The 17,596-nt window shown below is 60.8% G+C and carries 19 protein-coding genes; 15 read left to right on the top strand and 4 right to left on the bottom strand.

Annotated features, from left to right (window positions below; genetic code table 11):
• Nucleotides 1-123: 123 nt before the first annotated feature.
• Both NW839_RS10325 and NW839_RS10320 read right to left on the bottom strand, forming a co-directional pair.
• Nucleotides 124-1,185 (bottom strand): carboxypeptidase-like regulatory domain-containing protein, encoded by a 1,062-nt coding sequence (locus tag NW839_RS10325; protein ID WP_414351124.1) that lies wholly within the window; start codon nt 1,183-1,185, stop codon nt 124-126.
• Nucleotides 1,186-1,273: 88 nt separating this feature from the next.
• Nucleotides 1,274-3,262, bottom strand: a complete 1,989-nt coding sequence (locus tag NW839_RS10320) for a carboxypeptidase regulatory-like domain-containing protein (RefSeq protein ID WP_414351127.1) — start codon at nt 3,260-3,262, stop codon at nt 1,274-1,276.
• A gap of 165 nt (nt 3,263-3,427) precedes the next feature.
• On the opposite strand from NW839_RS10320, the gene rpmJ reads away from it, so the two are divergent.
• The 15 genes from rpmJ (at nt 3,428) to NW839_RS10245 (ending at nt 15,890) form a co-directional block, all read left to right on the top strand.
• Nucleotides 3,428-3,544: a 50S ribosomal protein L36 gene (gene rpmJ, locus NW839_RS10315; protein WP_011433187.1), complete on the top strand. Its 117-nt coding sequence runs from the start codon at nt 3,428-3,430 to the stop codon at nt 3,542-3,544.
• 236 nt (nt 3,545-3,780) lie between these two features.
• Nucleotides 3,781-4,164, top strand: coding sequence for a 30S ribosomal protein S13 (gene rpsM / locus NW839_RS10310; protein WP_011433188.1), 384 nt, complete (start codon nt 3,781-3,783; stop codon nt 4,162-4,164).
• Nucleotides 4,165-4,248: 84 nt separating this feature from the next.
• Nucleotides 4,249-4,635, top strand: a complete 387-nt coding sequence (gene rpsK, locus NW839_RS10305) for a 30S ribosomal protein S11 (RefSeq protein WP_011433189.1) — start codon at nt 4,249-4,251, stop codon at nt 4,633-4,635.
• Nucleotides 4,636-4,769: 134 nt separating this feature from the next.
• Nucleotides 4,770-5,777: a DNA-directed RNA polymerase subunit alpha gene (locus NW839_RS10300; RefSeq protein ID WP_414331185.1), complete on the top strand. Its 1,008-nt coding sequence runs from the start codon at nt 4,770-4,772 to the stop codon at nt 5,775-5,777.
• A gap of 95 nt (nt 5,778-5,872) precedes the next feature.
• A complete protein-coding gene (gene rplQ, locus NW839_RS10295; RefSeq protein WP_011433191.1) occupies nt 5,873-6,223 on the top strand; it encodes a 50S ribosomal protein L17 in 351 nt (116 codons plus the stop codon).
• Between the two features lie 13 nt (nt 6,224-6,236).
• On the top strand, nt 6,237-7,094 hold the full coding sequence (truA, locus tag NW839_RS10290; protein ID WP_414351130.1) for a tRNA pseudouridine(38-40) synthase TruA: 858 nt from the start codon (nt 6,237-6,239) through the stop codon (nt 7,092-7,094).
• A 45-nt stretch (nt 7,095-7,139) separates the two neighbouring features.
• Nucleotides 7,140-7,595: a 50S ribosomal protein L13 gene (rplM, locus tag NW839_RS10285; RefSeq protein ID WP_011433193.1), complete on the top strand. Its 456-nt coding sequence runs from the start codon at nt 7,140-7,142 to the stop codon at nt 7,593-7,595.
• Nucleotides 7,592-8,002: a 30S ribosomal protein S9 gene (gene rpsI, locus NW839_RS10280; RefSeq protein WP_011433194.1), complete on the top strand. Its 411-nt coding sequence runs from the start codon at nt 7,592-7,594 to the stop codon at nt 8,000-8,002. Before rplM ends, rpsI begins: the two co-directional genes overlap by 4 nt.
• Before the next feature lie 76 nt (nt 8,003-8,078).
• Nucleotides 8,079-8,303, top strand: coding sequence for a 50S ribosomal protein L31 (rpmE, locus tag NW839_RS10275; protein WP_414351133.1), 225 nt, complete (start codon nt 8,079-8,081; stop codon nt 8,301-8,303).
• Between the two features lie 54 nt (nt 8,304-8,357).
• The gene (gene prfA, locus NW839_RS10270) at nt 8,358-9,440 is read left to right on the top strand and encodes a peptide chain release factor 1 (protein WP_011433196.1); all 1,083 of its coding nucleotides are present in this window, start codon (nt 8,358-8,360) and stop codon (nt 9,438-9,440) included.
• Nucleotides 9,441-9,542: 102 nt separating this feature from the next.
• Entirely contained in the window at nt 9,543-12,167 is a 2,625-nt protein-coding gene (acnB, locus tag NW839_RS10265) for a bifunctional aconitate hydratase 2/2-methylisocitrate dehydratase (RefSeq protein ID WP_414351136.1), read from the top strand.
• A gap of 67 nt (nt 12,168-12,234) precedes the next feature.
• A complete protein-coding gene (locus tag NW839_RS10260; protein ID WP_414351137.1) occupies nt 12,235-12,528 on the top strand; it encodes a PepSY domain-containing protein in 294 nt (97 codons plus the stop codon).
• Nucleotides 12,529-12,724: 196 nt separating this feature from the next.
• Nucleotides 12,725-13,165, top strand: coding sequence for an Hsp20/alpha crystallin family protein (locus NW839_RS10255; RefSeq protein ID WP_414351140.1), 441 nt, complete (start codon nt 12,725-12,727; stop codon nt 13,163-13,165).
• A gap of 280 nt (nt 13,166-13,445) precedes the next feature.
• Nucleotides 13,446-14,567, top strand: coding sequence for an ABC transporter ATP-binding protein (locus tag NW839_RS10250; protein WP_414351142.1), 1,122 nt, complete (start codon nt 13,446-13,448; stop codon nt 14,565-14,567).
• Nucleotides 14,568-14,618: 51 nt separating this feature from the next.
• Nucleotides 14,619-15,890: a class I SAM-dependent methyltransferase gene (locus NW839_RS10245; RefSeq protein ID WP_414351144.1), complete on the top strand. Its 1,272-nt coding sequence runs from the start codon at nt 14,619-14,621 to the stop codon at nt 15,888-15,890.
• A 54-nt stretch (nt 15,891-15,944) separates the two neighbouring features.
• On the opposite strand, the gene NW839_RS10240 is transcribed toward NW839_RS10245, so the two are convergent.
• Entirely contained in the window at nt 15,945-16,826 is an 882-nt protein-coding gene (locus NW839_RS10240; protein ID WP_414351146.1) for a hypothetical protein, read from the bottom strand.
• A 31-nt stretch (nt 16,827-16,857) separates the two neighbouring features.
• Nucleotides 16,858-17,454 (bottom strand): hypothetical protein, encoded by a 597-nt coding sequence (locus tag NW839_RS10235; RefSeq protein WP_414351149.1) that lies wholly within the window; start codon nt 17,452-17,454, stop codon nt 16,858-16,860.
• Nucleotides 17,455-17,596: the final 142 nt, after the last annotated feature.

The following is a 17,596-nucleotide window of genomic DNA, read 5'->3' as shown; positions in this document are numbered from 1 at the left end:
CAGAGCAGGCTCAGGGCTACTGAAAGCCCGCTCCGTACCGCTTTAGCGGTCGGAGTCGGGTAGTTTACAGGACAATCCCTTTCACGACAACAGAAGAGATCCCGGAGCTGTTCTGCTTAAGACCTAGGGAGTCGGTGTGGCAGAGGGGATGCGCAGCTCCACAGCCGTATCCAGGCGAGAGCGTGGGGGTGGGGCTTCTCCCTGAGCCAGTTCTAGGTACTGGGCCAGCGGGTGATGCTCCTTCCAGCGGGATCCCACCTCAGCAGCCATCTGGGTGACTTGGATTTGATAAAGCTGGGCCAGCTCGGCAGCATTGAGGTTGCTCCGCTCCACCTGATCGCGACTGGCCTCGGCCAGGATATCTACCACAAGGTTGCCTTGCTCATCAAACCGCCACAGTTCCAGGCGGCTGCGGGAACGCAGGCTCAGCTCCGTTGGCGAAGCTGGTCGAGTGAGGACATCGACGCGGGCGATGACGATGGCTTCCAGGCCCAGGTAATCGAAAAATTGGCCCACCGCCTCCGGCTTGCGGCGATCCCACTCAAACAGCTCGTAGATGGGCCAGCCCACCTTCTGCAAAATAGGCTGAATGCGACGGTTGTCCAGGGGCACCACCTTCTCGCCGTTGGGGATCAAGCCCAGACGCACCGCCTCTATGGCCAGGCGCTGGCCCAACAGTTGGGTGTGCTCCAACCCTCCCACCCCCAAAATGCCAAGGCGACGACGGGGTTGAGGCCGAATGGGCACCTGCAAAACCACATCCACAGGGGTGGTCAGGCCCGCTTGCAGGAGGATCTCCTGCTCTGCCTTTTCATAGTCGGGGTGCCACACCGTCAACAGCCAACGCCCGGCTGGGGCTTGGTCTAGCTCAAAAGCGCCCCGCTCATCGGTTTGAATCGGCTGATTGGGGTTCTCCATGCCCTCCAACTGCACCTGTGCCCCCGCCACAGGTTGCCCCACGCTGTTGCTCACCTGCCCCACCAGCCGTGCTGTTCCCTGGGGCTGCCCTCTGTTTTGGGAGGGAAACAACGGCGTCAACCGCGGAATGGGGGTGGCCGGAGCCTGAGCCAGCGCTCCTGAAGCCAGTGCCAGCCAGCCGCAGAGGGCCAGACTGCCTGTTCGCGAGAGCGTTGCGTAGCGATAGCTAATCCTGTGCCGGAGAGGATGAAAGAAGAAAAAAGGCATGGCGAAGGTTGCATCCGGTAGTAGCAGTCGGTTCTATTCTGCTCCGCACCCCTGACGCGAACAGGGCAAGATCCTGCTGCAGGGATCCTCACCCCGAAAAGGGGTTGTTGGCTTGCCATTGTTGGACAAACACCGGCACCATGTTGCGCACCTGCAGCCGAAACAGGCCCGCTGCCGCATCTTCAAACATCGGATCCCCGCCCACATCATCCCGCCCATAGGCTTCGTAGTAGCGAGCCCGATCCCCAGGCCGATCCCTCTGCAAGTCCACCACCACCACCACCCCGCGGCTGCGCAACTGGTTGGGGGTGAAATTGGGAATTTCCACCGGCACCGTCGGGGCCACAAAGCGTAAGGCTGTATTCAGCAGAGAGTTGCCCTGGCGGTTGTAGTCCCGCGAGATCTGCATCTGGGTCAAGAGGATATAGCGCAATCCCAGGGCATCCCCAATGGCCTTCAGCTTGGCCAAATCGGAGGTGTAGCGCTCATCCCGATCCAACAAAGTCAGGCCCTGGGTGAGGGGCAGAAGCGGCTCAAACCGGGGATCCGGCCCCAGAGGCCCCTTCAAGAGCAGTACCGGTCGCTGGGGCTGCAACTCCTTCAGGGCCATGCTGAGGTGGCGGGCCAGCTCATCCGAGTAAACGGGTTCATCCGGCAAAAGGCCAATGCCCTCCGGCTGGCGGGTCGGTTCCCCTGGCGGCAGGCGAATATCCTGAGTGGAGACAAAGCCGGCCCGGACTTCCACCTGGGTGCTGGTCAGGGGAAAACCCGGCACCTCCACATCCACCAAATACAGGCCGGCCGGCAGTTCCGGCAGCACGTAAGTGCCGTCGGCAGCAATGCGGACGGTTTGCCTGGGTTGGGTTGGCGTGGCGGCCAGGTGCAAAACCCCGGTCTGAACGGGTTGGCCGGCAATATCCAGCACCCGCCCGGTCACCACACCGCGGTTGCCTGGAGAGGGGACTCCCCCGTTCAGGACCTCTGTCCCGCCGTCGCCAACTTGAGCCTGAATATCCTGCAAACGGCGCAAAGCTGGGATCCCTGCTGCCACCACCCACAGATCCCGCTCCCCCAGCATCACCAGACCCGTCGGCTGTCCCTGCAGCCGCAGCGAGGCCACCAATCGCCCCGTCTGTAAATCCACCAGCTGCAGGCGGTCGCTATCGCGGGAGGTCACGTAAGCCCAACGTCCATCAGGGGAAAGGGCCAGCCGCGTCGGTCGCCAATCCAGGCCAACCCGCTGCAGGGCCTCGCCGCTGCGGCTCAGATCCAGCACTGTTAGATCTTGGCTGCCGGAGTTGAGCACCACCAAGCGTTGCCGTTCCGCATCCAGGGCCATGGCTTCCGGAGTATGACCGCCCCGCCAACGGGCCAACAGCTCCCCATTGTCCGGGTTGACCACCAGCAAGCTGAGGGGATCCTCCCCGGCTAGACCCACAAACAGGGATCCCCGCTCCGCATCGTAGGCCAGCGCCAAGGGGGGGCCGGGCATCGGCAAATTGCGGGCTTGCGGCTGCTCTGAGGGGTCGCTTTGGCGTTTGTGCTCCGCACCGCTGCTGCGAAGGGGAGCAGCCATCACCGCCAAACTCTGGGCAGAGGGCAGGGAGGCAAAAACCCGCCCTGTGGCCCCATCCACGGCAATATCCAAAACCCCTGCCGGCAACCCATAAGCCTGAATCAGCTCCCCCGTCAGCAGATCGAGGGCCACCAGCCCAGGGGCATTGGGGCCAGAGGCGTAGACCACCTGCCGTGCCTCATCCACCCGCACCACACTGGGAGCAAACCCCACCGCCACCTGCCACAGGGGATCCCCGCTGGCCCCATCCAGCAGGGTCACGGCCTGCTCCTCCAACAGCCCAACCGCAACCCAGCCCCGATCCGGTACCCCATCGATGCGATCGGCAGAGCTGCGCAACGGCAAAAGCCAATCCCCCTCTGTCCTCAGGCCGTTCCCATCCGCAGAAAAGTTCCTCCCAGCAGAGGAAGAGCCTGCCTCCGGCGAAGGGATCCCTTGCCCCAACACAGGGGATCCCAGCCCCAGCACACCACTCAGCACAACCAGCCATTGCCACCGCATGGCCTTCTCCACCCCACAGTCGCGCCTACTTTGACTCAGGAGATCCTCGCCCAACCAGCATAGCCAACCCGACTGTCCGCTCGCTGTCAGCAAACCCAAACACATTTTGACAGGTTGCCCAGACGAACATAGAATGGATATTCGCTGGTTTTGTCAGGATCAACCATGAAGGTGCGGCCTTCCGTCCGTCGGATCTGTGAGAAATGCCGAGTCATCCGCCGCCATGGTCGGGTGATGGTGATCTGTTCTTCCAACCCCAAGCACAAGCAGCGGCAGGGCTAGAGGTTCGATGCAGGATGTGTCCAGCCTGCAATGGGAGACAGAGGCAAAGGCTTCCGACACAACCGAGCAAAACGTTGGCTAGACCTCTCGGTGAGCATGGATCCCAAGACCGGCATCTCTACAGCAACATTTCTCTGAATGAGGATCCCATCTCAGGCAGGCAACTCAATCCTTACTGGGCAACCTTACTGGGCAAGTGTGTTCGAGTTGGTTTGATTTGAAAGGTACCCCTGACTATGGCACGGATTGCGGGAGTTGACATCCCCCGAGAAAAGCGAGTGGAGATTGCCCTGACCTATATTTACGGCATTGGGCTGACCCGCTCCCGCCAAATTTTGGCGAAGACCGGCATCAATCCGGATACTCGTACCCGCGACCTCACCGACGCTGAGGTGGCCGCCCTGCGAACGGTGGTGGAGGGCGAATACCAGGTGGAAGGGGATCTGCGCCGCCAGGAGGCGATGAACATCAAGCGGCTGATCGACATTGGCACCTATCGAGGTCGTCGCCACCGCCTGGGTCTGCCCGTGCGTGGTCAGCGCACCCGCACCAACGCCCGCACCCGCAAGGGGGTCAGGAAGACGGTGGCCGGCAAGAAGAAAGCTCCTGCCAAGAAGTAGTCGCTCGGCTTTGCGCGGAAGGCAAAAGTCTCCCACCATCCCGAATCTCAACCCCAAACAGTCGATTGCAAGGACACCTGGATCATGGCTCGGCAGCAACGGCGCGGACGTAAAGTCAAAAAGAACATCCCCAATGGGGTGGCCTACATTCAGTCCACCTTCAACAACACCATCGTCACCATCACGGATCCCAACGGCGATGTGGTGTCTTGGGCCTCGGCAGGTTCTACGGGCTTCAAAGGGGCCAAAAAGGGCACTCCCTTCGCCGCCCAAATGGCAGCAGAAAGTGCGGCGCGTCAAGCCATGGAGAACGGCATGCGCCAGATCGAAGTGATGGTGAGCGGGCCGGGAGCCGGTCGGGAAACCGCCATTCGCGCTCTACAGGCAACGGGCCTGGAAATTACCCTTATTCGAGATATTACCCCCATTCCCCACAACGGTTGCCGTCCTCCCAAGCGGCGGCGTGTCTGAAGGATCCCGCGTTGAGGGCCGGTCGAGCGTCTGTAGGAGTTTGCTCCAGAGCTACAGGTCTGCCCAAGCGTGAGATGACCTCGAAGTTTCATCAGTTCTCCAAACGGATGTCGAGCCAGACGGACGGGGCCACCATGACGATTCAAACCAGCCGAACCCTCTCCCACTCTCTGGGCAGCAGAGCGAGCGCAAGTGCTGTTGCCTACCAGACCGAGTGTGTTGAATCTCATCGGGATGATAACGGCGTTCACTACGGCAAATTTGCTCTGGGGCCACTGGAGCGCGGCCAAGGGATCACGGTGGGCAACGCTTTGCGGCGGGTGTTGCTCTCCAATCTGGAGGGGACGGCGGTGACTGCTGTACGCATTGCCGGGGTGACCCACGAGTTTTCCACGGTGCCGGGGGTGCGGGAAGACGTGATGGAGATCCTTCTAAACATGAAGGAGCTGGTGCTGCGCTCCAGTTCCCCCGAGACTCAGGTGGGCCGCTTGGTGGCTCAGGGGCCAGGGGAAGTTACTGCTGAGAAGCTGCAATTGCCCAGCGATGTGGAGGTGATCAACCCCCGTCACCACATTGCCACCCTGGCGGAAGGGGCGATTTTGGAAATGGAGTTCATGATTGGCCGGGGACATGGCTACCGCGCCGTCGATTACTCCGACAGCAAAGCGATGGCGATTGATTTTCTGCAGATCGACTCTGTCTTCATGCCGGTGCGCAAGGTGAACTACGCTGTGGAAGCAGCTCGGGTGGGCCAATTCCTGGAAAAAGATCGGCTAGTATTGGAAATCTGGACCAACGGCAGCCTCACCCCGCAAGAGGCCCTCAGCCAAGCGGCCCGCATTTTGGTGGGCTTGTTCGCACCGCTGCAGGAGGTCAGCTTCGATGCTCCTGTGCCGCCCAAGCCAGACGAGGACAACCAAAAAAACCAGATCCCCATCGAGGAGCTACAGCTCTCGGTACGGGCCTACAACTGTCTGAAGCGAGCTCAGATCAACACGGTGGCCGATCTGCTGCTCTATACCGAGGAAGATCTGCTGGAGATCAAAAACTTTGGCCAGAAGTCTGCCGAAGAGGTGGTGCAGGCTTTGAAAGCCCGCTTTGGTCTGACACTGCCCCGCACCCGCGAAAAAGGCAAGGCCTAGAGTTTAGGTTCCGTCTCAAGCATCTGCACCGCTAGCACAACCGCGTCAAAACGCAAGGATCCCCGAAGAGTGTAGGACACAAGACAGAGGTTACCATGCGCCACCGCCGTCGTACCCCCCACCTCAATAAGCCCGCCGACCAGCGCAAGGCCCTGATGCGGGCGCTGACCACGGCTCTGCTGCGGGAAGGGCGGATCACCACCACCAAAGCCCGCGCCAAAGCCATTCGGGCCACCACCGAGAAGATGATCACCCTGGCCAAAGAGGGATCCCTGGCGGCGCGGCGACAGGCGCTGGCCTACATCTACGACAAGGAGCTGGTGCGCTCCCTGTTTGAGCAGGCTCCTGAGCGCTACCGGGATCGGCCCGGTGGCTATACCCGCATCTTGCGCACCGTGCATCGGCGGGGGGATGGAGCAGAAATGGCGGTCATCGAGCTGGTGTAGCGGAAAGGGATCCATGCCGTACCGTCGCATTGCCCTGAGAATTCAGTACCTCGGCAGCAGGTTCTATGGCTGGCAGCGCCAGGCAGCCCGCCGTACCGTGCAAGGGGTGCTGGAGGAGGCGATTGCGTCGCGGGCGGGGCATCCGGTAACCCTCCATGGGGCCGGTCGCACCGATACGGGGGTTCATGCTGCAGGCCAGGTGGCCCACTTCGACACCACCTCCGGCATCCCTGCGGCGGAGTGGTCGAGGGTGCTGAACGACTGTCTGCCGGAAGATGTGGTAGTGCTGGCTTCTGCTCAAGTGCCTGACTCCTGGCACGCCCGCTTTTCGGCTCGCTGGCGCCGTTACCGCTACCTGATCCTGAACCGGGAGCGACCGGATGTGTTCTGGCGCCTCTTTAGCTGGCAAGTGCGTTGGCCTCTGCAGGTGGAGCCGATGGCGGAAGCCCTGAATTCCCTGCTGGGGGAGCACAGCTTGGAAGCCTTCCGGCGGCGGGGATCGGATCGGCCCCACTCGCGGGTACAGGTGCAGGAGGTGCTCTGCCAGCGGCTGGGGGACTTGATCAGCATCGAGGTGCAGGCCAGCGGCTTCCTCTACCGGATGATGCGGCTCTTGGTGGGATCCCTAGAGGTGGTGGGCCGGGGCCAGCTCAGCCCGGCACAGTTTGTCCACCTGTGGCAACACAACGACTGGAGCCAGATGCGCACCCGCTACAGCGCTCCTCCGCAAGGGCTGTGCCTGACGGATGTGGGCTATGCTGCGGATCCCTTCGGTCAACAGTTCGCCCACTCGCCGCCCTTTTGGGCCTTGCCCACAGAGCCTCCCTCCGCCCTCCGGTCGCCGGCTGCGTTGGCCCATTCCTGCGGTTGATCTGGGCGATCTCCAAGCTTGTCCTGATATGTTTCCTTGGCTGCCATGAACAAAACTCCCCTTCCCAACCCCGAGACTCTGGCGCCCCGCTGGTATCTGGTGGATGCTGCCAATCAGCGCCTGGGCCGCTTGGCCGCCGCTGTGGCCACCCTCTTGCGGGGTAAGCATAAACCGGACTTCACCCCTCACCTGGATACGGGGGACTATGTAATTGTGATCAACGCTGAGAAAGTGGTGGTCACCGGCAAAAAGCGCACCCAAAAGCTCTACCGCCGCCACTCCGGCCGTCCTGGCGGCATGAAAGTGGAAACCTTTGCCCAACTGCAGGCGCGGCTGCCGGAGCGGGTGGTGGAAAAAGCGGTCAAGGGAATGTTGCCCCACACCCGTTTGGGCCGGCGGCAATTCACCAAGTTGAAAGTTTATGTCGGGCCAAACCACCCTCATGAGGCCCAGCAACCCCAGGTTTATCCCCTCAACACGATCCCAGGAGCCAAAGCATGACTCAAGCGAGCAGCCAACGAGCCGTTTATTGGGGAACGGGACGCCGCAAAACCGCCGTTGCCCGCGTGCGTTTGGTGCCCGGCACGGGCAAAATCATCATCAACGACAGGCCGGGAGACCAGTATCTGCAGTATCAAGAAGCCCTGCTGGCCAGTGTGAAGGGGCCGCTGGAGATCCTGGGACTGGAAAACTCCTACGACATCTTGGTGCGAGCCCATGGCGGCGGCGTTCACGGCCAGGCGGATGCGATCAAGCTGGGGGTGGCGCGCGCCCTCTGCGAGGTGGATCCGGCCAATCGCGGCCCTTTGAAAGTAGAGGGTTATCTGAAACGGGATCCGCGCGCCGTGGAGCGGAAGAAATACGGCCTGCGCAAGGCCCGCAAGGCTCCCCAGTACTCGAAGCGCTAGGGATCCCTGCCGTTGTTTTTAGAGGAAGATGTTGATAGACAAGGGTATAGAAACAGGCCCAGAGGAGGAAAGGGTTATGCCCAAGAAAGGATTGCACCCGCAGTGGTATCCAGAAGCCAAAGTCATCTGCAACGGCGAAGTGGTGATGACGGTGGGATCCACCAAGCCGGAGCTCAGGGTGGATGTTTGGTCGGGCAACCATCCCTTTTTCACCGGCAGCCAAAAGATCATCGACAGCGAAGGCCGGGTGGAGAAGTTCATGCGCAAATACGGCATGGGAGGTGGCAAAAAGGCCAAGTAGAGGTTCCCCCCTCCGGGTGTGGGCAACGCTTGGATCCCTGGGTATTGCGAGTCTATGGCTTCTGCTCAACTGATCGACCAGCTTAAGAATGTCGAAGCCACCTTTCAGGAGCTGACGGTGCGCTTGGCGGATCCGGACGTGGCCACGGATCCAGCTGAGCTGCAGCGGATTGCCAAGGCCCGCTCCTCCTTGGAGGCCACCGTCCAGGCTTTTCACGACTGGCAAAAGCTGAATCGCGATCTGCAACAGACGGAAGAACTTTTGCGGGAATCGGCCTCCGACCCGGAGCTGGAGGCGATGGCAAGAGCGGAACTTGAGCAACTGCGGGCCCGCCAAGAACAACTGGAGGAAAAGCTCACCCTGCTGCTGCTGCCCCGGGATCCCAACGACGACAAGAACATCATGTTGGAGATTCGCGCCGGCACCGGTGGGGAGGAGGCGGCGCTGTGGGCGGCGGATCTGGCCCGCATGTACACCCGCTACGCCGAAAAGCTGGGCTGGTCGGTGCGTCTGGCGAGCCTCTCGGAAGGAGAGCTGGGGGGCTACAAAGAGGCGATCCTGGAGATTCAAGGGGATCAGGTGTACAGCAAGCTCAAGTTTGAAGCTGGCGTGCATCGGGTGCAGCGGGTGCCCGTCACCGAAGCGCAAGGCCGTGTCCACACCTCGACGGCCACGGTGGCGGTGATGCCAGAGGTGGACGAGGTGGAGGTGGTCATCGACCCGAAAGACATCGAAATCAAAACGGCACGTTCTGGGGGGGCAGGCGGCCAAAACGTGAACAAGGTGGAGACGGCGGTGGATCTTCTCCACAAGCCCACCGGGATCCGGGTGTTTTGTACCGAGGAGCGTTCCCAGCTGCAGAACCGCCAGCGGGCCATGCAGATTTTGCGGGCCAAACTCTACGAGATGAAGCTGCAGGAGCAACAGGCCTCCATTAGCTCTGCTCGGCGCATGCAGGTGGGAACGGGATCCCGCTCGGAAAAAATTCGCACCTACAACTACAAGGACAACCGCGTTACCGACCACCGCCTCAACCAGAATTTCCCTCTGCAGCCCATCTTGGATGGGGAGCTGGACGACTTGATCCAGGCTTGTATTGGCCTTTACCAAAAAGAGCTGTTGGCGGAGCTATCCTAGGCCAGACTGAGTTACCGCCAGCGGATGGGATCCCTTCTCGAGGACCTTTCCTCTGCCGAGCTAGCGGTAGAATAAATACCCACGTCGAGTGCCTAAACCCCCATGCTGGCCGAATACCGCCAACACGCCGCTGCCCGCGAGGCCCAAGGGATCCCGCCGCTGCCCTTAAACGCTGCCCAGACCAGCCAGGTGTGCGAGCTCCTGAAGGCCCCGCCTGCTGGCCAAGAAGCCTTTTTGTTGCACCTCTTAACAGAGCGCGTCCCGCCGGGGGTCGATGAAGCCGCCTATGTGAAAGCGGGCTTTTTGGCCGCTGTGGCCAAGGAGGAGGTTGAATCCCCGTTGATCACTCCCCTGCGGGCGGTGGAGCTCTTGGGCACCATGCTGGGGGGCTACAACGTCCAGGTTTTGCTGGATCTGTTGCGGGATCCCCGGAGTGAGATTGCAGCGGCAGCAGCCCGCGCCCTCAGCCACACCCTGCTGGTTTTCGATGCCTTTCACGACGTGCTGGAGCTGAGCCAGTCCGGCAATGCCTATGCCCAACAGGTGATCGAGTCCTGGGCCAAGGGCGAATGGTTTACCGCCAAAGCTCCCCTGGCCGCAGCAATCACTGTAACAGTGTTCAAGGTTGCCGGCGAGATCAACACCGATGACCTTTCCCCCGCCGCCCACGCCACCACCCGCCCGGATATCCCCCTCCACGCCCAAGCCATGCTGGAGTCCCGCGCTCCAGGATCCCTGGCCGCCATTGCCGAGCTGAAGCGCCGTGGCCATCCGGTCGCCTTTGTGGGGGATGTGGTAGGCACGGGATCCTCCCGCAAATCCGCCCTCAACTCACTCCTCTGGCACATCGGCCACGACATTCCCCATGTGCCCAACAAGCGGGCCGGCGGGGTCATCCTGGGGGGCACCATCGCGCCCATCTTCTTCAACACCGCCGAAGATGCCGGGGCCTTGCCCATCCAGTGCGATGTCTCCCGCCTGGAAACCGGCATGGTGGTTACCATTTGCCCCTACGAAGGCGTGATCCGCTCTGAGACCGGCCAAGTTCTCTCCACCTTTTCCCTGCGGCCCGTAACCCTCCCCGACGAGGTGCGGGCGGGGGGACGCATTCCCCTGTTGATTGGCCGTGCCCTCACCGACAAAGCCCGCCAAGCCTTGGGTTTGCCTCCCTCGACCTTGTTTATCCGCCCCACTCCACCGGCAGACACCGGCAAAGGCTATACCCTAGCGCAAAAAATCGTGGGCAAAGCCTGTGGGCTGCCAGGCGTGCGCCCGGGCACCAGTTGTGAGCCCCTCATTACCACGGTGGGATCCCAGGACACCACCGGCCCCATGACCCGCGATGAGCTGAAGGAGCTGGCCTGTCTGGGCTTCAACGCCGACCTAGTGCTGCAGAGCTTCTGCCACACCGCCGCCTATCCCAAGCCGGTGGACATCCAGATCCACAAAGAGCTGCCCGACTTTTTCGCTTCCCGCGGGGGCGTTGTCCTGCGTCCCGGCGATGGCATCATCCACTCCTGGCTGAATCGCATGTTGCTGCCCGACACCGTGGGCACAGGGGGCGACTCCCACACCCGCTTCCCCTTGGGGATCTCCTTCCCGGCAGGATCCGGTCTGGTGGCCTTTGCCGCCGCCATGGGGGTGATGCCCTTGGACATGCCGGAGTCGGTGCTGGTGCGCTTTACAGGTGAATTGCAGCCGGGGATCACCCTGCGGGACATTGTCCATGCCATCCCCTACGTGGCCATTCAGAGGGGCCTGTTGACCGTTGAGAAAAAAGGCAAGAAAAACGTCTTTGCCGGGCGCATCATGGAGATCGAGGGCCTGCCGCATCTGAAGGTGGAGCAAGCTTTTGAGTTTACCGATGCCTCGGCAGAGCGCAACTGTGCCGGCTGTACCATCAAGCTGAGCATCGAGACGGTCTCAGAATATCTGCGCTCCAACGTGGTGCTGCTGAAGAACATGATCGCCCGCGGCTATCAGGATGCGAGAACCTTGCTGCGGCGCATCGCCAAAATGGAAGCATGGCTGGCCAACCCCACCCTCCTGGAGGCGGATGCCGACGCCGAATACGCCGAAGTCATCGAAATTGACCTCAGCACCATCACCGAGCCGATCGTCTGTGCCCCCAACGATCCCGACAAGGTGATGACCCTGAGCGAAGTCCATGCCCAACACGCCGCCGGCAACCCCGATACGCCGATCAAGATTGACGAAGTTTTCATCGGCTCCTGCATGACCAACATCGGCCACTACCGCGCCGCCGCCAAAATCCTGGAAGGCCAAGGGCGGGCCAAGGTGCGCCAATTCTGGATCTGTCCGCCCACCCGCATGGATGAGGCACAACTGCGCTCGGAAGGCGTATACGGCATCTTTGCTGCCGCCGGGGCCAGAACGGAAATGCCGGGATGCAGCTTGTGTATGGGCAACCAAGCCCGCGTGGAAGACGGGGCCACCGTCATGTCCACCTCCACCCGCAACTTCAACAACCGCATGGGCAAAGACGCGCGGGTTTACCTGGGATCCGCCGAGCTGGCCGCCGCCTGCGCCCTTTTGGGCCGGATCCCCACCCCTGAGGAGTACCGAGAGATCGTCTCCACCAAGATCCAGCCCTTTGCCGGCGAGCTGTACCGCTACCTCAACTTCCACGAGATCCCTGGCTTTGAGGACGAAGGACGGGTCATCCCGCGGCAGCACGTGGAGGAGCTGTCCAGGAGCCGTTCTTGAGCGAGAATAGGGGCTAGCTGCCCTGATAGCATGGCAGGGATCGCCCCATTGCCCTGGAGAAAGCTCAATGGCCCTGAATCCAAAGAGGATCCGCCGCATCCACCGCACCCTTGCCCCCATCCTGGCCTTGCCTTTGGTGGTAACGGTGCTAACGGGATCCCTCTATCAAATTGCCCGCCTCAACCAAAACTTCGACTACTACTGGCTGATCCAAATCCACAAAGGGCAGTGGGGCCCCCTTGATTTGCAGGCGGTTTATCCATTCTTAAACGGACTGGGGCTGTTGGTGATGATAGCTACCGGCCTCAGTATGTGGTTACCCACAAAACCCCATCGCCGCCCCAAACATACGGAGTCCTAGAGGGTTTTGGATGGATAAACCTGTAGGGTAAATACCTAAGAAACATTCCAGAAAACCCTACACTTCTCGGAATAGATTTGAATACGCTAGAAGCATAGAGGTTTTGCTTGCACCTCTAAAGTTGAGCCCCAAAAGCTAAGCTCCAAACTCGAACTGGAAGTCAAAAAAGCAAAGTAATAGAGGAGGAGGATGCTCTATGGCTCTTGTCCGCTGGGATCCATTTCGGGAAATTGACGAAATTCAACGGGAAATGAACCGGATGTTCGACCGGCTGATCCCTCGCACCACCGAGGCCGACGGCTTTGCCTTCATGCCGGCAGTGGAGATGCACGATGATCCCGAAACCATTACCCTGAAGCTGGAGCTGCCCGGCTTGAACCCCAACGACTTGGATATCCAAGTCACAGCCGAAGCGGTCTCCATCACTGGGGAACGGCGATTTGAGAAGCGCTCTGAAGACAAAGGGGTAACCCGGACTGAATTCCGTTACGGGCGCTTCCAACGGGTGATCCCGCTGCCGAACCGGATCAAACACGATCAGGTGAAAGCCGAATACAAAGATGGGATCCTCACCCTCACCTTGCCGAAGGCCGACTCTGAAAAAGCCCAAGTGGTCAAAGTGAGCGTTGTCTCCTGATGGCCTAGAGGTTAGGCAACTTCCTAATAGGGAAAAAGGATCCCATAGAGGTAGGCGATGAGCCTACCTTTTTTTACATTTCGGTTCAAGATTCCATGGCTTCCCAGCTCCCCTCTCCTTCTGGGAAAGGGGCCGGGGCAAGGGCAGGGGCAACGACCATAAACTGGCTTCGCTGCAGGGATCCCCAGCCTTCCCTAGCGAACTTAAACCGAACCCCATTTGACTTTTGCCCGCCGCTTTGGATAGGGTTTGAGTGCGCAACGGAGCCAAGGTTGAGAGCATGGCCAGCGTTACCTACGAACACGTTACCAAGCGCTACAGAGACACCACCGCCGTCCATGACCTGAACATCACCGTCGAAGACGGGGAATTTCTCGTCTTTGTCGGCCCCTCCGGCTGCGGCAAAACCACCTCCCTGCGCATGCTGGCCGGGTTGGAAGAGATCAGCGCCGGATCCATCTACATCGGCGACCGCCGGGTGAACGATGTCCCCCCCAAGGATCGGGATATCGCCATGGTCTTCCAGTCCTACGCCCTCTACCCCCACATGACCGTGGCCGAGAACATGGCCTTTGGCCTCAAGCTGCGCGGCCTGCCACGGGCGGAGATCGAAAGCCGGGTTAGGGGGGTGGCCAAGCGCCTTGGGATCGAGCACCTTCTCAACCGCAAGCCCAAGGAACTTTCGGGTGGGCAACGGCAGCGGGTTGCCGTCGGGCGGGCCATCGTGCGCAATCCGGCGGTGTTTTTGATGGATGAGCCCCTCTCCAACTTGGATGCCAAGCTGCGGGTACAGGCGCGGGCCGAGATTAGCAAGTTGCACATGCAACTGGGCACCACCTTTATCTACGTTACCCACGACCAGGTGGAGGCCATGACCATGGGCAACCGCATCGCCGTCATGAAGGATGGCCGCCTGCAGCAGGTGGATACTCCCCAAGCCCTCTACGCCCGCCCTGCCAACCTGTTTGTGGCCGGGTTCATCGGCAGCCCCGCCATGAATTTCTTCCAGGCCAAGCTGCGGGAGCAGGAGGGCACCCTCTGGATCGATACCGGCGCCTTCCGCGTGGCCATCCCGCCCCACCAGGCAGAGCCCTATTGGCAATACGTCGGCAAGTCGGTCATCTTCGGCATCCGCCCGGAAAACATCCACGATCCCCAGTACCAACCCCCAGGGATCCAACCTGCCCCGGTGCGGGCTAAGGTCTCCGTCACCGAGCTGATCGGCCATGAAGTGATCCTCCATCTCAGCACCACCGACCGAGAAGGGATCCTGGCCGAGCAGGAGTTTGTGGCCCGCGTGGATCCCCGTACCCAGCTGCGCGTCAACCAGTGGGCGGAAGTGATCTTCGATATGGATCGCTTCCACCTGTTCGATCCCGAAACCGAGCAGCGGCTGGGATAAGCGCTGGGGTCGCTTTAGAATCCTAATAAGCTTAGAAAGGCAGGGATCCCTATGCCGGAGCAATCCACTTCCAAGTTGGTTCAGGCGCAGTTTGACGAATTTCCCTACCCGAATGTCCCGATTGAGCAGACGGTTACGGATAACTTCGCGCTTTTTGCCAACAGCCTCACCACCGCTTACTATCGCCGCAACCGCAAGGTGGTCAAACCCGAGGGCAAAGTGATGCTCAACGCCGGCTGTGGCTCCGGCTGGGAGACCCTCGTGCTGGCCACGGCCAATCCAGGAGCTTCTTTTGTCGGGGTGGATATCTCGGCAGAATCCCTGAAAATGGCCCGGCAGCGCTTCGAGTTCCACCAGATCAAAGAGGCGCGTTTCGAGGTGATGGACATCACCGACCTGCAAGCCTTGGGGGAGCAGTTCGATTTCATCGCCTGCAATGACGTGCTCTACCTGCTGGACGATCCGGTGGCGGGGCTGAAAGGCATGCGCCAAGTCCTCAAACCGGACGGCATCATCCGCACCAATGTCCACAGCCTTTACCAGCGCCAGTTTATCTTCAACATGCAGGATGCCATGGAGCTGCTGGGGGTGATGGATGAGCCGGCTGCCAAAGCCGTTCCCATCCTCAGGGAGCTGATGGATGCCCTTCACGAGGGCAGCTTCGTCAAAAGCCACTGGCAGGGGGATGCCATCAAAACCACCAATGGGATCCTGGCCAACTTTCTGCTGCGCAGCGACAAAGGCTTTACCGTGCCTCAGGTCTTTGAGATGCTCCGCCAGGCCGGGCTGGAGTTCATCAGTATGGTCAATTGGCAGCAGTGGAAGCTGGAGCGGGTCCTCACCAAGCCCGTTCCCTACGCTCTGCGCCAAATCAAAAAGCTCAGCCAGGAGGAGCTGCTGCACTTCATCGAGTTAATCTTTCCTAACCTGACCCGCCTGATCGACTTCTGGTGTGGCCACCCCACCGGGGCGACTTCTCCTCAACCCTTCAGCAACGAGGAATGGAGAAATGGCTCGGTACACGCCCATCCCCTGCTGCTGAGGCTCAATGCCAAAGCTGCCTTTGAGAATGCCATCCGCGACAATGGCCCGGTCAACATCAACGGCTGGCCCGGCTCCGAGGGCAACATCACCATCGATCCCTTCTCGGTGCGCTGGTTGATTGATGTTTTTGGAGAAGAGCCTGTTCCTGTACAGGCCCTGGCGGCCAAGGCGCTAGATCTCATGGATTGGACCCCCGAAGAGGCCTTTAACCAAGTGGTGGCCAATCTCAAGTTCCTGGAAGAGCGGCTGGTGGTGCTGTTGCACTCGCCGCTGCGTTGAGTTCAAGAACCTACCCCCCTCTCCCCCTGGGAGAGGGGCCGGGGGTGTTTGCGTTTAGCGACGCGGAGCGCTTGGGCTGGGAGAGGGGCTGGGGGTGAGGGTCTGCAGCACCCTGATTTGCTCGGCCCGAATGGCTGCCGGGATCCCCCCTTCCGCATCGACGTTGACGGCGAACCGAACGGTGCCTTCCATTTCCACCACATCTCCCGGGAGCAGATCCAGCCAGCTGGCAGAGCGGCCAAGGCGAGTCACTTGCACCTCCTCAGCGGGAACCACCGAGACCCATGTGCCCGCGTAGCGCTCCAAGCTGGGGCTGACTTTTTCCAAGTTGACCCCAATCCAGCCCTCCTTGCGGTTGAGCAGCCGCACCGTCCCAGTTAGTTGGAAAGGCTGTGCTTCTTCCGCTAACTTGATTGGCTCGTAGAGAACCTCTGTATTTAAAGGCTGCAGCCGAGCCAACTCCACCCGCCACCCTTGAGCCTGGCGATAGAGGGTAACCTCCATAACTGCGCGCAGCCGACCCTCCGGCAAAGGCTCGTAGAAGCCCAACTGAGAGCGAAAAGGGCGAAACCGGGGATCCTCCCGATCCGGCTCTGTTAAAAATCGTTGCAGCCCCTCGGCAGTGAACTGGAAACGCAAAGTCGGCACCACCGCTTCTGGCTTCAGGATTGCCTCCACCCGGAAAATGGCCGTATTGCCCACCGCTTGAATGGGGGTGAGGGTAAACTCCTCCGCTGAGGGCCACGATTGATCCAAGGCCCCCGGAGGGATCCCTTTCAGCAGCCGCGGGGTGAGCAAGGCTTCTGCCGTGGCAAAATCCCGAGCATTGGCCGCCTGGACGAACGCCTGCAGCGTTTCCTCCGCCGTTTTGGCCTGCCAGCAACCCCCCAGGGGCAGCAGAGCCAGCACCAAGAAAAACCACGCTCTCACATCCACACCCTCCCCAATCTCCCTGCAGGTAACAGTCCTAGGGGTTCTCGGTTGGAGATGCAGAATTTTCACCGGGATCCGCTGCTTCTGTCTCTTCTGGGTTTTCCGACTGGGATCCCGAAGCAGCAGGTGGCTTATCCGGCTGCCACACTTCAATTCGCCAGCCGCGATCTTGCTGGTAGAGGGTGATCTTGACGCGGGAGGTTACCGTCTCTCCCTCCAGGCGCATCCCCACCAACTGCGGGGCCAACTGCTGATAGGTGGGATCCGCCAGATCCGGCTGGGTCAAATACTTGCGCAACGTCAAGGGATCCAGCCCCAGGCGCTGGGCCGCATCCTCCAGCGAGTCGGTGCCCTCCACCCAAACATAGGCCGTCTTCCCGGTCACCTCTTGGTTGCGCACCTGCACGTTCTCCCCCACCGTGCCCCAAATCGAAGGCAGGGATCCCGGCCTGAGGGCATTGCTGAAGCGCTCCGTCAGGTAGCTGTCTGCCGTGCCCCAGTCCCCCTTCTCGGTGGCTGCGATAAACGTTTTCACCACCTGGTCAGGAGCTTGCACAGGAGCTGCCTGGGTACAGGCGATCCCTCCTGCCAAGGCGGCAGCAGCAATCCAGACGGGGAAACGGCGTACCATGAACATCCCTCAACCACAAGCGGCATCGCTCTCCTAGGTTACCAAACTTTTTCCGCCTTCTCTTCTGCCTGTTCAGCTAGAAATCGCAGGAGCCCCGCACTGTACCCGTAGGGTCAGTGTCGGGAGGAAAGCGCTTTGATGA

The organism is Synechococcus sp. R5-15, assembly GCF_047462035.1.
GTDB lineage: Bacteria > Cyanobacteriota > Cyanobacteriia > Thermostichales > Thermostichaceae > Thermostichus.
Note: the sequence above shows the minus strand (reverse complement) of the source record. Positions and strands in the feature narration are given on the sequence as shown.

What these genes read in the sequence shown, in the direction of transcription:
- rpmJ (WP_011433187.1), top strand. Translation starts at nt 3,428, where the DNA reads ATGAAGGTGCGGCCTTCCGTCCGTCGGATCTGTGAGAAATGCCGAGTC.
- NW839_RS10255 (WP_414351140.1), top strand. Translation starts at nt 12,725, where the DNA reads ATGGCTCTTGTCCGCTGGGATCCATTTCGGGAAATTGACGAAATTCAA.
- rpsM (WP_011433188.1), top strand. Translation starts at nt 3,781, where the DNA reads ATGGCACGGATTGCGGGAGTTGACATCCCCCGAGAAAAGCGAGTGGAG.
- NW839_RS10320 (WP_414351127.1), bottom strand. Translation starts at nt 3,262, where the DNA reads ATGCGGTGGCAATGGCTGGTTGTGCTGAGTGGTGTGCTGGGGCTGGGA.
- NW839_RS10245 (WP_414351144.1), top strand. Translation starts at nt 14,619, where the DNA reads ATGCCGGAGCAATCCACTTCCAAGTTGGTTCAGGCGCAGTTTGACGAA.
- rpsK (WP_011433189.1), top strand. Translation starts at nt 4,249, where the DNA reads ATGGCTCGGCAGCAACGGCGCGGACGTAAAGTCAAAAAGAACATCCCC.
- NW839_RS10260 (WP_414351137.1), top strand. Translation starts at nt 12,235, where the DNA reads ATGGCCCTGAATCCAAAGAGGATCCGCCGCATCCACCGCACCCTTGCC.
- truA (WP_414351130.1), top strand. Translation starts at nt 6,237, where the DNA reads ATGCCGTACCGTCGCATTGCCCTGAGAATTCAGTACCTCGGCAGCAGG.
- NW839_RS10300 (WP_414331185.1), top strand. Translation starts at nt 4,770, where the DNA reads ATGACGATTCAAACCAGCCGAACCCTCTCCCACTCTCTGGGCAGCAGA.
- acnB (WP_414351136.1), top strand. Translation starts at nt 9,543, where the DNA reads ATGCTGGCCGAATACCGCCAACACGCCGCTGCCCGCGAGGCCCAAGGG.
- rpsI (WP_011433194.1), top strand. Translation starts at nt 7,592, where the DNA reads ATGACTCAAGCGAGCAGCCAACGAGCCGTTTATTGGGGAACGGGACGC.
- NW839_RS10325 (WP_414351124.1), bottom strand. Translation starts at nt 1,185, where the DNA reads ATGCCTTTTTTCTTCTTTCATCCTCTCCGGCACAGGATTAGCTATCGC.
- prfA (WP_011433196.1), top strand. Translation starts at nt 8,358, where the DNA reads ATGGCTTCTGCTCAACTGATCGACCAGCTTAAGAATGTCGAAGCCACC.
- NW839_RS10235 (WP_414351149.1), bottom strand. Translation starts at nt 17,454, where the DNA reads ATGGTACGCCGTTTCCCCGTCTGGATTGCTGCTGCCGCCTTGGCAGGA.
- rplM (WP_011433193.1), top strand. Translation starts at nt 7,140, where the DNA reads ATGAACAAAACTCCCCTTCCCAACCCCGAGACTCTGGCGCCCCGCTGG.
- rplQ (WP_011433191.1), top strand. Translation starts at nt 5,873, where the DNA reads ATGCGCCACCGCCGTCGTACCCCCCACCTCAATAAGCCCGCCGACCAG.
- NW839_RS10250 (WP_414351142.1), top strand. Translation starts at nt 13,446, where the DNA reads ATGGCCAGCGTTACCTACGAACACGTTACCAAGCGCTACAGAGACACC.
- rpmE (WP_414351133.1), top strand. Translation starts at nt 8,079, where the DNA reads ATGCCCAAGAAAGGATTGCACCCGCAGTGGTATCCAGAAGCCAAAGTC.